This is a genomic window from Phenylobacterium sp., assembly GCF_030697305.1.
Taxonomy (GTDB): Bacteria; Pseudomonadota; Alphaproteobacteria; order Caulobacterales; family Caulobacteraceae; genus Phenylobacterium.
This window is the reverse complement of the sequence record NZ_JAUYQL010000090.1, coordinates 1-13137: the sequence shown is the minus strand read 5'-3', so window position 1 is coordinate 13137 and position 13137 is coordinate 1. Positions and strand designations below refer to the sequence as shown.

Genomic DNA, 13137 nt, shown 5'->3' with positions numbered 1-13137 from the left:
CCGGTCGCCTCGCTCAGCATCGCGCGGCGACGTAACCGGTTCAACCGTCGTTACAGCCTGGAGCTCCGCAGGCGTAGCGCATTGGCGACCACGCTGACCGAAGAGGCGGCCATCGCGGCGGCGGCGATCTGCGGCGACAGCAGCAGGCCGAACGTCGGATAGAGCAGGCCCGCGGCGATCGGCACCCCGGCGGCGTTGTAGGCGAAGGCGAAGGCCAGGTTCTGGCGGATGTTGCGCATCACCGCTCGCGACAGAGCGCGAGCACGCACGACGCCCATCAGGTCACCCTGTAGCAGGGTGACGCCGGCGGTCTCGATCGCCACGTCGGAGCCTGCGCCCATGGCCAGACCCACGTCGGCCGCGGCCAGCGCCGGCGCGTCGTTCACCCCATCGCCGGCCATCGCCACCACGCGGCCCTGGCTGCGCAGACGCTCTACGACCGCCGCCTTGTCCTGCGGCGACACCTCAGCCTCGATTTCGTCGACGCCGGCCGCGCGGGCCACGGCGTCGGCGGTGACGCGGTTGTCGCCGGTCAGCATGAGGACGCGCACGCCGTCGGCCCTGAGCGCGCGGATCGCGTCTGCGGTGGTCGGCTTGATCGGATCGGAGAGCGCCAGCAGGCCTGCCGCCTGACCGTCGACGGCCGCGAAGATCACCGTCGCACCGCCCGCCCGCAGAGCGTCCGTATCGGCCTGGAAGATCTGCGCGTCGACGCCCTGCTCGGCGAGAAAGGCGACCGATCCCAACAGCACGCTGCGACCGTCCACCTGGCCCAGCACGCCCTTTCCGACCGGCGAGTCGAAGCCCAGCGGCTCGCTGAGCGTGAGGCCGCGTTCGGCGGCGGCCGTCACGATGGCGTGGGCCAGCGGGTGCTCGCTGGCGCGCTCGAGGCTGGCCGCCAGCCGCAGCAGTTCGTTCTCGCCGAAGCCGCCAACGGCGCGCACCGCGCTCAGCGTCGGGCGCCCCAGGGTCAGGGTGCCAGTCTTGTCGACTACCAGGGTGTCGACCTTCTGCAGGCGCTCCAGGGCTTCCGCGTCGCGGATTAGCACGCCGGACTGCGCGCCGCGTCCGACCCCCACCATGATCGACAGCGGCGTCGCCAGTCCCAGGGCGCACGGGCAGGCGATGATCAGCACCGAGACCGCGGCAAGCAACGCAAACGACAGGCGCGGTTCAGGGCCCGCCGCCATCCAGGTGGCGAAAGCCGCGACGGCGACCGCGATCACCGCCGGCACGAACCAGGCCGCGACCTGGTCGGCGACCCGCTGGATCGGCGCCCGGCTGCGCTGGGCCTGGGCGACCATCTGGATGATCCGCGCCAGCAAGGTGTCGGCGCCGACCTTTTCCGCCCGCATGATGAAGGAGCCGGTGCGGTTGATCGCGCCGGACACGACCGTGTCGCCGGGCGCCTTGTCCACAGGCATGGGCTCGCCGGTGACCAGGGACTCGTCGATCGCCGCATGGCCATCGGTCAGCACCCCGTCGACGGGGATGCGCTCGCCGGGACGCAGGCGCAGGCGGTCCCCGACCTTGATGGCGTCCAGTCCGACCTCCTCGTCGGAGCCGTCCGTGGTCAACCGCCGGGCGGTTTTCGGCGCCAGGCTCAGCAGCGCGCGGATCGCGCCCGACGTCCGCTCACGCGCCCTAAGCTCCAGGATCTGGCCGACCAGCACCAGCACGACGATGACCGCGGCGGCCTCGAAATATACCGACGGCTCGCCCGCGTGCCCGCGCACGGCGGCGGGAAACGCGTCCGGGGCTAAAACCGCCACGGCGCTGTAGGTCCATGCGACGCCGACGCCCAGCGCGATCAGGGTGAACATGTTGAGGCTTCGCGCGGCGACCGAGCGCACGCCACGCTGCATGAAGGGCCAGCCCACCCAGAACACCACCGGCGTCGCCAGCGCGAGCTGGATCCAGGCCGAGAGGCGCGCGCCCACGGGCCACCGCGCGCCCAGCAGGTGTGCGCCCATTTCCAGCAGGACGACGGGCGCTGTCAGCAGAAGTCCGATCCACAGCCGCCGGGCGAAATCGGCGAGTTCCGGGTTGGGGCCGTCCTCAGCCGTCGCGACTTCGGGCTCCAGAGCCATGCCGCACAGCGGGCACGCCCCGGGCCCGACCTGGCGCACCTGCGGGTGCATCGGGCAGGTGTAGACCGCGCCCGGAATGGCCGCCGGTTCCGGCGGCTTCTCGCCAAGGTACTTGTCAGGATCGGCGACGAACTTGGAGCGGCAGCCCGCGCCGCAGAAGAAGTAGGCGACGCCGCCGTGTTCGGCCGCGTGCGGGGTGGTCGTCGGATTGACCTTCATGCCGCACACCGGATCGGTGGCGGTCTTGCCGTCCGCCGCCGCGTGGTGGTGATGATGGTCGTGGGCGTCGGTCATGAGGCCTGAATATAGTGGTCACGGGAAAGCGCCCAACAGGCGGTGCGAAAGCCGTTGCCTATCGTTTCGCCGCCGATCAGGTTCGTATGCGACTGGACGGCCGGCCGAAACTGGCCGACGAGCCGCGCAACCGCAAGCGGTCGAGGCCGGCGTCGAGCTGACGCCAGATGTGGAGATGAAGGCATGAGCGAGACCCCGGCCGACGGATGGCGCGATAGCGGGATCAAGGTCATCCCGGCGGGTGAGCTCGACACCAACACGCCGCAGACGCCGGGCATGAACCGCGCCGCGGCGATCAACTTCGCCCGCGTCGGCGCCCGCAAGCTGTGGGTCGGCACGGTGCATATCCATGCTGACGCCAAGACCGGCGCGCACCATCACGGCGCGCTGGAGAGCGTCATCTATGTGATCAAGGGCCGCGCGCGGATGCGCTGGGGCGAGAAGCTGGAGTTTGTCTGCGAGGCCGGCCCCGGCGACTTCATCTATGTGCCGCCGTATGTGCCGCACCAGGAGATCAACGCCTCGACCGACGAGACGCTGGAGTGCGTGCTGGTGCGCAGCGACAACGACGCGGTGGTGGTGAACCTGGAGATCGAGCCCGTGGAGGCGCCCCAGACCGTGGTCTGGGTCGATCCGATCCACCGCCACCCGACCGACGGCGCCTGAGCCTCAGGCCGGCGCGAAGCCGTCGATCAGCCAGCGCAGCTCATCCTCGCCCACCAGGCCGGCGGCCTCGGCGAGCGGCGACCAGCGCTTCTCGCGCTGCCCCATCTCTGGCCAGGCCTCGGCCTCCTGCTCGACGCGCAGGGCGTAGACCGCGACGCGGACGTGCTGGATGCGGCCCGTGCGCAGGCGTTTGTCGTAATGGAACACGCCCAGCGACTTGCCGCTGATCTTGCCGATCACGCCGGCCTCCTCGAAGGCTTCGCGCTCGGCCGTCCCCGACGGCTTCATGCCCTTAATGGGCCAGCCCTTGGGGATCACCCAGCGGCGGGTTTCTCGCGAGGTGATCAGCAGCACCTCCAGCGCCCCGTCCGCCGCGCGCCGCCAGGGCAGGGCGGCGTACTGGGAGCGCGGCTCGCGGTCCGGCTCGGGGCGGGTGCGCGCATCCTTCTTGCCCATCAGCCGAACACCCGGTCGGCGAGACGGGCGAGGAAATAGAATCCCGCGCCCATCAGGGCGGCGATCGGCATGGTGATCACCCAGGCCCAGACGATTCCCGTGGCCAGGCTCCAGCGCACCGCGGAGACCCGCCGCGCCGCGCCGACACCGACGATGGCGCCGGTGATGGTGTGAGTGGTCGACACCGGCACGCCCAGGTGGGTGGCGAGGAACAGGGTGATCGCGCCGCCGGTCTCGGCGCAGAAGCCCTGCTGCGGCGACAGGCGGGTGATGCGTGATCCCATGGTGTGGACGATGCGCCAGCCGCCCATCAATGTCCCAAGTCCCATCGCCGCCTGGCAGCTGATCACCACCCAGAACGGCACGTGGAACTCGCCGTGCAGATGGCCGTGCGCGTAGAGCAGCACGGCGATGATCCCCATGGTCTTCTGGGCGTCATTGCCGCCGTGCCCCAGCGAGTAGAGCGAAGCGGAGACAAATTGCAGCTTGCGGAAGGTGTTGTCGGCCATGGTCGGAGTGGCGCGCACGAACAGCCAGGAGACCAGCAGCACCAGGATGATCGCGAGCGTGAACCCCATGGCGGGCGAAACGAAGATGCCGGCGGCGGTCTTGATCACGCCGGACCAGATGACCGGGTCGAACCCGGCCTTGGCGACGCCGGCGCCGATCAGCCCGCCGATCAGGGCGTGCGAGCTGGACGAGGGGATGCCGGCCAGCCAGGTGACCACGTTCCAGGTGATCGCCCCGCCCAACGCGCCGAAGATCACCGCATCGCTGACGATGCCGGGCTGGATGATACCCTTGCCCACCGTCTGGGCCACATGCAGGCCGAAGAACAAGAAGGCGATGAAGTTGAAGAACGCCGCCCACATCACCGCGTAGCGGGCGGGCAGCACGCGGGTCGAGACGATGGTGGCGATCGAGTTCGCCGCGTCGTGCAGCCCGTTGAGGAAGTCGAAGGCGAGCGCCACGACGATCAGGAAGACGAGCATCACGCCCGGGCCGCCGAGGTCCATGGGTGCGCCCTAGAGGTGTTCGATCAGCACGCCGCTGATCCGGTTCGCCACGTCCTCGAAGCGGTCGACGACCTTTTCCAGGTGATCATAGACCTCGCTGCCGACGATGAACGCCATGGCGTCCTCGCGCGCCGGCCCCTTGAACAGCGCGCTCATGCCGGAGTCGTAGAGCTGATCGGACTGCTCCTCGAGCCGGCGGACCTCTTCGGTGATGGCGGTCAGCCGGGTGGCGTTGGCGCGCAGCGAACGCAGCAGCGGCACGGCCTCGGCGGTGAGCTCGGCGGTGCGTACGATCACCTCGCCCATGGCCACCATGGATGGCTGAAAGGCGCGCTGCTCGAACAGTGTGATGGCCTTGGCGGTCTTGTGCATCTGGTCGATGGCGTCATCCATCGAGGAGATCAGGTCGCGGATGTCGCTGCGGTCGAACGGGGTGATGAAGGTGCGGCGCACGGCCAGCAGCACTTCGCGGGCCACCTCGTCGGCCGTGTTTTCCTGGCGGGCGATCTCGGCGCAATGTTCCGGCACGCTCGGCCCGCCGTCCAGCAGGCTGCGCAACGCGGCCGCCCCGGCGCACAGGGTCGCGGCGTGGGCTTCGAACATGTCGAAGAACCGCTCCTCCTTCGGCATCATGGCCTGGAAAAATCTCAGCATAGCGACTCGGTTTCTCAGACCACGGACGGATGCTGGGTAGGCGCACGCCACAGGCCTGTAAATACGCCTGCGGAGCGACGCAGCGCCTCAGTCCAGGAACACCTTGCCGGGGTTCATGATGCCGGCGGGATCGATGGTCCGCTTCAGGCTGCGCATGAGGGCGACTGCAGCCGCCCCATGCTCGTCGACCAGGTGGTCGCGCTTGCCGGCGCCGATGCCGTGCTCGCCGGTGCAGGTGCCGCCGGCGGCGAGCGCCCGGGCGATCATCGCCTCGTGCACCGCGTCGACCCGCGCCATCTCGTCGGGATCGTCGCGGCGCAGGTGGAACAGGACGTGGAAGTTGCCGTCGCCGACATGGCCGACGATCGGCGCGATCAGCCGGTTGGTGTCGATGTCGCGCCGGGTCTGGGCGACAACCTCGACCAGGGCGGAGACAGGCACACAAACGTCCGTGGACAGAACTTCGCTCGCCGGACGCAGCGCAAGCGCCGCGAAATAGGCCTGATGTCGGGCTTTCCACAGCCTGGCGCGGTCCTCGGGCAGGGTCGCCCAGGCGAACGCTCCGCCACCATTGGCCTGCGCCAGTTCCGAGGCGGTCGCCGCCTGCTCAGCCACGGACGCGGTGGAGCCGTGGAATTCGAAGAAGATGTGGGGCTTCTCGGGCAGTCCGAGGTTGGAGTGGCGGTTGGAGGCGGCGACCTGGACCTCGTCCATGAATTCCGCGCGCGCCACGGGCACGCCGGACTGCACCAGTTGCACGACTGTGGCGACCGCGGCTTCCAGCGTCTCGAACGCGCAGGTCGCCGCCGACATCGCCTCGGGGATCCCGTAGAGGCGCAGCGTCACCTCGGTGATCACGCCCAGGGTGCCTTCGGAGCCGACGAAGAGGCGGGTCAGGTCATAGCCCGCCGCCGACTTGCGCGCCCGACCGCCGGTGTGGATCACCGAACCGTCGGGCAGGACGACGGTGAGCGCCAGCACGTTGCTCATCATGGTGCCGTAACGCACGGCGTTGGTGCCCGACGCCCGCGTCGAGGACATGCCGCCGAGGGTCGCGTTGGCGCCGGGGTCGATGGGGAAGAACAGGCCCTTGTCGCGCAGGTGGGCGTTGAGCTGTTCGCGCGTCACGCCGGCCTGGACGGTGCAGTCGAGGTCATCGGGCGACACCCGCAGAACCGTGTCCATGCCTGACAGGTCGATGCTGAGGCCGCCGAACGGCGCGGTGATGTGGCCTTCGAGGGAGGTGCCGGCCCCATAGGGGATGACCGGGATCTTCCAGCGCGCGCAGATCGACACCGCGCGCGCCACCTGCTCGGTGGAGACCGCCAGCAGAACCGCGTCCGGCGGCAACACCTGGGCGTAGCCTTCGCCGCGGCCGTGCTGCTCGCGGGTGGAGGTGTCGGTGCGCAGGGCTGGCCCGAAGGCTTCGGCAAGGTCAGCGAGTGCGCCGGCCCAGGCGGCCAGCGGCTGGTGGGGCGCTTGCGGCGGCGACAGCAGGGACATGCGCGGTTCTCCTCAGTCGCCGCACACTACGCCGTTTGATCGGCCGCGGCTCAAGTCCCGAACTCGGCGCGCAGGCTCGCATCGTGCGCGCCCAGGGCGGGGACGGATCCTGGGACCAGCTCAGGCTCGCCCTTCCAGCGCACGGCGGGGGCCGGCAGGCTGACCGCGCCGCCCGCCGTCTCGACCTCGATGCGGCGCAGTTGCGGGTGGCGCGACAGGTCGGCGACGCCGTTCAGTTCGCCATAAGCCACCTTGGCGGCGCGCAGACGCTCCACGAACTGGTCACGATCCAGGGGTTTCAGCGCCTCCAGGATGATCGCGTCCAGGGCGGGGCGGTTGGCGCAGCGGGCGCTGTTGCCGACGAAGCGGGGGTCGACGGCGACCTCGGGCCGCTGCAGCACGCCCTCGCAGAAACTGCGCCACTCCCGTTCATTCTGTACGGAGACCACGACCTGGCGCCCATCGCCGGCGGCGTAGGCGCCGTAGGGGGCGATGGCCGGATGGTTGAGGCCGGCCCGTCCCGGCGCACGGCCGCCGTAGTCCTGATGCAGCAGCGGCGCGGCCATCCACTCGGCGATGCTGTCGAACAGCGACACCGCCACGCCCTTGCCCAGGCCCGTGCGATCGCGCTCGTACAACGCCTGCAGGATCGCGGCGTGGGCGTTCATTCCGCAGCAGATGTCGACCACCGAGACGCCGACCCGCGCCGGCTCCGACGGGCCGCCGGTGATCTCCGCCAGGCCCGCCTCGCACTGGACGAGGAAGTCGTAGGCCTTCATCTGCGCCCAGGGACCGTCCTCTCCGTAACCGCTGACGTCGCAGGTGATCAGGCGTGGATGAGCGTCGCGCAGCGCGTCCGAGCCGAAGCCGGCGCGGGCGGCCGCGCCCGGCGAGAGGTTCTGGATGAACACGTCGGCGGAGGCGATCATCCGATGCAGCAGGGCCGCGTCGGCCGGGTCCTTCACATCCAGACGGATGGATTCCTTGCCGCGATTGAGCCAGACGAAATAGGTGCTCTGGCCGTGCACCACGTGATCGTATTCGCGCGCGAAGTCGCCTTCGGGGCGCTCGATCTTGATCACCCTTGCGCCCGCGTCCGCCAGGCGCGTGGTGCAGAAGGGAACCGCAACGGCCTGTTCCAGCGCGACGACCAGCAGACCCTCCAGAGCGCGCATCGCCGATCCTCAACCCTCGCTCGCGGAACAAAGCCGCCCGACGCGTGCTACACCAGCAATGGGCGTCTGGCCCATCCTTCTGCAGGCGATCTGGGCAAACAGTGACTTCCACAACGATCACCAAACCTGCCGCCGGCGAGCGCTTTGACCTGAAGGCGGCGCGCATCGGCGTGCTGATCAACACCTCCAGCGGAAGTTGCGACGTCGGGGCCGAGTCCGATCTGCAGGCCTTGCTGGCCGAGGCCGGGCTGAAAGCTGAGCAGACCTGGTGCGGCGGCGGAGACGAGGTGGACGCGGCGCTCGCCGAGGCGGGCAAGCACAGCCTCGAGGTGCTCATCGTGCTGGGCGGCGACGGGACGATCCGCGCCGCAGCCGAGACCTGCCAGAGCGGCGGCACGCGGCTGATCCCCTTGCCCGGTGGGACGATGAACGTGCTGCCAAAGGCGCTGTACGGCGCACGGCCGTGGCGCGAGGCGCTGAAGGACACCCTGGCCGATTGCGTCGTGCAGGCGGTTCATGGCGGAGCTGTGGGCGACCATCGCTTCTACATCGCCGGGATCTTCGGCGGCCCGACCAAGATGGCCGACGCCCGCGAGGCGGTGCGCGAGGGCGACCTTGCCGGGGCGATGGAGAAGGGCGTGGCCGCCATCCGTGAATCCTTCACGTCCACCGGCGTCGAATATGCGTTCGCCAACCATTCCGGCACAGCCGAGGCCGTGGCGGTGATCTGCCCGCTGATCTCCCGTGGCCTGGACGACGACGAGGAGACGCTGGAGGCCGCCGCTATCAAGGTCGAGAGCGCCCCTGACGCGCTTCGACTGGCGATCAACGCCGCGTTCCGCGACTGGCGCGAGGATCCGACCGTGGTGCTGGCCAAAACCCGCTCTATCGAGATGTCCTGCGACCGGTCCATCCCCGCTTTGCTGGACGGCGAGCGCTTCACGCTAGGCCACACCGCGAGCGTTTCGTTCGTGCCCGACGCCTTCGAGGCGCTGAGGCCTCGCGAAACCGAGGGCGACGCCTAGCGGCCAGAGATTGCGCATTCGGCGCCTGGTTGACGGGCGCCTGTGCGGTCTTGCCGCACAACCGCAGAGCCGTTCACCCTCCAGCAACCGGTGATCCGCGAACGCTCGTTTCGCGTGCAAGCGGCCCGGCGTTTTTCCGGCCAACGGCGCGAGATCTGGCCCGCAGGGGCCGCACCGGGAGCGCTGCATGAACTGGTTCGGCTGGGCCAAACCATCGACGGATGCGGGTAAGCCGCAAACGCCTTCGGTCGGGTCGCTCCGATCAGGCTCTCTGTTCGGGGCCAACGCCGAAGCCGCCTCGCGCGACGCCGAGGTCGCCGAGATCTGCCGCGCGCTCGTGCAGAACAGTCCAGACTGCATCGAGATCCTGACGCCGGAAGGCCGTTGGGAGTTCATGAATGAGCGCGGTCTGGAGCTGCTGGAATTCGGCTCCTACGCGGAGATTGCGGGCAAGGAATGGGCGACCTCGTTCCCGCCCAGCGCGCAATCGATCGTCAGCGAGGCGCTGACCCTGGCGCAATGCGGCGGCGTCGCCCGCTTCCAAGCGCCGTGCCCCACGGCGCGGGGCCTGTGGAAGTGGTGGGACGTCATGATGACCCCGGTGCGCAGCGCCGAGGGTCATGTGGAACGTATCGTCTGCACCTCGCGCGACATCTCCGGCATCAAGCAGGTCGAGGAGAGCCTGAGCGCAGCGCTGAAGGAGGCCGAACAGGCCGCGCGCGCCAAGGACGACTTCCTGGCGAACCTCAGCCACGAACTGCGCACGCCGCTGACCAGCATCCTTGGGTTCGCCGAATTGCTGCGCATGCGGGACGAGCTCAGCGTCGAGGCCAAGGGGCACGCCGGCCGCATCGAGCTGGCGGGCAAGAGTCTGCTGGCCCTGCTCAACGACATGCTGGACCTGGCGCGGGCCGGCGCCGGAACGCTCAGGGTCGAGCCGGCGCCCTGCGACCTGGCGGATCTGATGACCCACGTGGCCGAGCTGGTCGCTCCGCTCGCGGCGCGCAAGCCGATCGCGGTGTCCGTCGAGATGGACGCCGGCCTGGACGGCTGGTTCGAGCTCGATCGCGAACGGGTGCAGCAGGTGGTGCTGAACCTGGTCAACAACGCCATCAAGTTCACCGATTCGGGCCAGGTGGCGGTCGGCGTCTCGCGGACCGGCGATGGCGAGGGCCAGCTGAAATTCACCATCAGCGACACCGGCTCCGGCATCGAGGCCCACGTCCTGCCGACCCTGTTCGACCGCTTCACCCAGGTGGACAACTCGATGGCGCGCAAGCATGGCGGGGCGGGTCTGGGCCTCGCCATCTGCAAGGAGCTGGTCGCGCGCATGGGCGGCAAGATCGGCGCCGAAAGCCGGATGGGCGAAGGCTCCACCTTCTGGTTCAGCCTACCGCTGGTGGAGCTGGAGGCGGCGAATGTCGACACGCACCTGGAAGTCGATGCGGGCGCGGGCCTGAAGGTCTTGATCGCCGACGACAGCGAGGCCAACCAGCACCTGCTGTCGGCGATCCTGCGCGCCGGCGGCCACGAACCGCACATTGCCAGCGACGGGATCGAGGCGCTGGAGGCGCTGGCCGCCGAGCCGTTCGACGTGGTGTTGATGGATATCCAGATGCCGCGGATGGACGGGTTGACGGCGATCGGCGAGCTCCGACGCGCAACCCACCTGAACGCCCGTACGCCGGTGATCGCGATCACCGCCAACGTCTTCCCCGAGCAGGTCGCGACATATCTCGAAGCTGGCGCCAACGACTGCGTGGCGAAGCCCTTCAAGGCGCCAGACGTGCTGGGCAAGCTCGGCTACTGGGGTTCGCGGCCGGTAGACGTCATCGAGGACGCGCGCATCGCGGTCTGAGCCTTCGCGCCTACGCCGCCATCAGCCGCGCCTCCGCGCCCTGCGCCAGTTCGCGCAGCCAGCGGCGCACCGCGCGCATCCGAGCGGTGTCGTGGACGTCGCGGTGAGTGGAGAGCCAGAGCCTGCGCTCCAGCATCACCGAGTCCAGCACACGCACCAGACCCTCCGACATGAATGCCGGCAACACGCCGATGCCGCCCCCGGCCAGCACCATGCCGCGCTGGGCCTGGATCGATGAGCTCGCCATGGTCGGCTTCAGGCCGGGCAGGATCTCGTCGAGGTAACGCAGTTCGGGCGCGAAGATCAGGTCCTCGACATAGCCGACGATCTGGAAGTCGGGCAGGGCGGCGATGCTGCGCGGCGCGCCGGCGCGGGCCAGATATTCGCGGCTCGCATAGAGGGCCAGCTGATAGGGCGCCAAGGCCTCGACGATCAGGCGCGTGGTGTCGGGCGCGCTGAGCGTCACCGTCATGTCGACTTCTCGGCGGCTAGCGGACAGGAAGCTGGCGTTGGCCGCGAGCTCGACCTTCAACCCAGGATAAAGCTCGACCAGCCTGGGCAGGGCGGGCGCCAGCACGGCCGTGCCGAAACCCTCGGCGGTGCTGATCCTCACGGTGCCGGCGACGACGTCGGGGCGCGCCACATGGGCGGCGGCCAGCATCGCCGTCTCGGCGTCGAGCGCGATCTCCAGCAACTGGGCGCCTGCCGCCGTCAGCTGCAGACCAGCAGGCGAGCGGATCACCAAGGTGGACTTCAGGGCGGACTCCAGCCGCGCTACGCGCCGCCCGACGGTGGCTGCATCGACCCGTAACCGTTCTCCCGCCCCGGCCAGCGAGCCGGTACGCGCTGCGGCGAGGAACACCCGGAGATCATCCCAATCGAACATGTCATGCAGAAATGCACATAGGAGGCTGCAACAATGCAATACCGCTTGGCCTCGTCGGGTGTTAGCTGGAGGCGCAAACTCCAGGACAAAACCATGCGCGACATCACCCATTTCATCGACGGCGCATCCGTCGCCGGAGTCAGCGGCCGTTACAGCGACGTCTACGATCCCAACACTGGCGAGGTGCAGGCGCGCGTCGCACTGGCCAACCAGGCCGAGATTGACACCGCGGTCGCGGCCGCCGTCCGCGCGCAAGCTCTTTGGGCGACGGTCAATCCGCAGCGCCGCGCGCGGGTGATGTTCGAGTTCAAGCGGCTGGTCGAATCGCGTTTGGACGAGCTGGCGCGGCTGCTGTCGTCGGAGCACGGCAAGGTGCTCGCCGACTCCCGCGGCGACCTGCAGCGCGGCCTTGAGGTGATCGAGTTCGCCTGCGGCATCCCGCACGCCCTGAAGGGCGAATACACCGAGGGCGCGGGCCCCGGCATCGACGTCTATTCGATGCGCCAGCCGATCGGCGTAGGCGCCGGCATCACCCCGTTCAACTTCCCCGGCATGATCCCGATGTGGATGTTCGGCGTGGCGATCGCCACCGGCAACAGCTTCATCCTGAAGCCGTCGGAGAAGGACCCGAGCGTCCCGGTGCGCCTGGCCGAGCTGTTCATGGAGGCCGGCGCCGCGGCGGGCGTGGAGGTGAAGGGCGTGCTCAACGTCGTCCACGGCGACAAGAGCGCGGTCGACGCGATCCTCACCCATCCGGACATCAAGGGCGTCAGCTTCGTCGGGTCGTCCGACATCGCCCAGTACGTCTACATGACCGGCGCCGTGCACGGTAAGCGGGTGCAGGCGATGGGCGGGGCCAAGAACCACGGCATCGTGTTACCGGACGCCGACCTCGACCAGGTCGTGAAGGACCTGTCGGGCGCGGCCTTCGGGTCGGCCGGCGAGCGCTGCATGGCCTTGCCGGTGGTGGTGCCGGTGGGCGCCAAGACCGCCGACGAGCTGCGCGAGCGGATGGTCGCCGAGATCGCCTCGCTGAAGGTCGGCGTCAGCACCGACGCCGACGCCCACTACGGACCGGTGGTCAGCGCCGCGCACCGCCAGAAGATCGCCGACTACATCAAGCTGGGCGCCGACGAAGGCGCAGAGCTGGTGGTCGACGGCCGCGACTTCGCCCTGCAGGGCTACGAGAAGGGCTTCTTCATCGGCCCGACCCTGTTCGACAACGTCAAGCCGGCCATGCGGACCTACCAGGAGGAGATCTTCGGCCCCGTGCTGCAGATCGTCCGCGCCGAGACCCTCGACGAGGCGATCGCCCTGCCCAGCCAGCACCAGTACGGCAACGGGGTGGCGATCTTCACCCGCAACGGCCGTGCGGCGCGCGAGTTCGCCGCCAAGGTCAACGTCGGCATGGTCGGCATCAATGTGCCGATCCCGGTGCCGGTCGCCTATCACACCTTCGGCGGCTGGAAGCGCTCGGCGTTCGGCGACACCAACCAGCACGGCCTGGAAGGCGT

General features: G+C 69.3%; 11 protein-coding genes. 4 read left to right on the top strand and 7 right to left on the bottom strand.

The features are described 5' to 3' along the window. Positions 1-50: 50 nt before the first annotated feature. Positions 51-2384, bottom strand: coding sequence for a heavy metal translocating P-type ATPase (locus Q8R27_RS09695; RefSeq protein WP_305698829.1), 2334 nt, complete (start codon positions 2382-2384; stop codon positions 51-53). Positions 2385-2567: 183 nt separating this feature from the next. On the opposite strand from Q8R27_RS09695, the gene Q8R27_RS09690 reads away from it, so the two are divergent. After that, positions 2568-3050, top strand: a complete 483-nt coding sequence (locus Q8R27_RS09690; protein ID WP_305698828.1) for a cupin domain-containing protein — start codon at positions 2568-2570, stop codon at positions 3048-3050. Positions 3051-3053: 3 nt separating this feature from the next. On the opposite strand, the gene Q8R27_RS09685 is transcribed toward Q8R27_RS09690, so the two are convergent. The 5 genes from Q8R27_RS09685 to Q8R27_RS09665 form a co-directional block, all read right to left on the bottom strand. Continuing rightward, complete coding sequence (locus Q8R27_RS09685; protein ID WP_305698827.1) at positions 3054-3506, bottom strand: NUDIX hydrolase; 453 nt, start codon at positions 3504-3506, stop codon at positions 3054-3056. Then, a complete protein-coding gene (locus tag Q8R27_RS09680; RefSeq protein ID WP_305698826.1) occupies positions 3506-4522 on the bottom strand; it encodes an inorganic phosphate transporter in 1017 nt (338 codons plus the stop codon). Before Q8R27_RS09680 ends, Q8R27_RS09685 begins: the two co-directional genes overlap by 1 nt. 9 nt (positions 4523-4531) lie before the next feature. Further along, a complete protein-coding gene (locus tag Q8R27_RS09675) occupies positions 4532-5176 on the bottom strand; it encodes a DUF47 domain-containing protein (RefSeq protein ID WP_305698825.1) in 645 nt (214 codons plus the stop codon). Positions 5177-5263: 87 nt separating this feature from the next. Continuing rightward, positions 5264-6679, bottom strand: coding sequence for an FAD-binding oxidoreductase (locus tag Q8R27_RS09670; protein WP_305698824.1), 1416 nt, complete (start codon positions 6677-6679; stop codon positions 5264-5266). Between the two features lie 50 nt (positions 6680-6729). Continuing rightward, the gene (locus tag Q8R27_RS09665; protein WP_305698823.1) at positions 6730-7854 is read right to left on the bottom strand and encodes a CaiB/BaiF CoA-transferase family protein; all 1125 of its coding nucleotides are present in this window, start codon (positions 7852-7854) and stop codon (positions 6730-6732) included. Positions 7855-7955: 101 nt separating this feature from the next. Here Q8R27_RS09665 and Q8R27_RS09660 point away from each other — a divergent pair, with 101 nt between their 5' ends. Next, entirely contained in the window at positions 7956-8879 is a 924-nt protein-coding gene (locus Q8R27_RS09660) for a diacylglycerol kinase family protein (protein WP_305698822.1), read from the top strand. Positions 8880-9066: 187 nt separating this feature from the next. Next, complete coding sequence (locus Q8R27_RS09655; RefSeq protein ID WP_305698821.1) at positions 9067-10737, top strand: PAS domain-containing sensor histidine kinase; 1671 nt, start codon at positions 9067-9069, stop codon at positions 10735-10737. 10 nt (positions 10738-10747) lie between these two features. Here Q8R27_RS09655 and Q8R27_RS09650 read toward each other — a convergent pair whose 3' ends face one another. After that, positions 10748-11623 (bottom strand): LysR family transcriptional regulator, encoded by an 876-nt coding sequence (locus tag Q8R27_RS09650; protein ID WP_305698820.1) that lies wholly within the window; start codon positions 11621-11623, stop codon positions 10748-10750. Between the two features lie 93 nt (positions 11624-11716). Here Q8R27_RS09650 and Q8R27_RS09645 point away from each other — a divergent pair. Beyond that, the coding region (locus Q8R27_RS09645) for a CoA-acylating methylmalonate-semialdehyde dehydrogenase (RefSeq protein ID WP_305698819.1) at positions 11717-13137 on the top strand (1421 nt) is incomplete at its 3' end.

What these genes read in the sequence shown, in the direction of transcription:
- Q8R27_RS09685 (WP_305698827.1), bottom strand. Translation starts at nt 3,506, where the DNA reads ATGGGCAAGAAGGATGCGCGCACCCGCCCCGAGCCGGACCGCGAGCCG.
- Q8R27_RS09670 (WP_305698824.1), bottom strand. Translation starts at nt 6,679, where the DNA reads ATGTCCCTGCTGTCGCCGCCGCAAGCGCCCCACCAGCCGCTGGCCGCC.
- Q8R27_RS09690 (WP_305698828.1), top strand. Translation starts at nt 2,568, where the DNA reads ATGAGCGAGACCCCGGCCGACGGATGGCGCGATAGCGGGATCAAGGTC.
- Q8R27_RS09655 (WP_305698821.1), top strand. Translation starts at nt 9,067, where the DNA reads ATGAACTGGTTCGGCTGGGCCAAACCATCGACGGATGCGGGTAAGCCG.
- Q8R27_RS09695 (WP_305698829.1), bottom strand. Translation starts at nt 2,384, where the DNA reads ATGACCGACGCCCACGACCATCATCACCACCACGCGGCGGCGGACGGC.
- Q8R27_RS09675 (WP_305698825.1), bottom strand. Translation starts at nt 5,176, where the DNA reads ATGCTGAGATTTTTCCAGGCCATGATGCCGAAGGAGGAGCGGTTCTTC.
- Q8R27_RS09680 (WP_305698826.1), bottom strand. Translation starts at nt 4,522, where the DNA reads ATGGACCTCGGCGGCCCGGGCGTGATGCTCGTCTTCCTGATCGTCGTG.
- Q8R27_RS09650 (WP_305698820.1), bottom strand. Translation starts at nt 11,623, where the DNA reads ATGTTCGATTGGGATGATCTCCGGGTGTTCCTCGCCGCAGCGCGTACC.
- Q8R27_RS09665 (WP_305698823.1), bottom strand. Translation starts at nt 7,854, where the DNA reads ATGCGCGCTCTGGAGGGTCTGCTGGTCGTCGCGCTGGAACAGGCCGTT.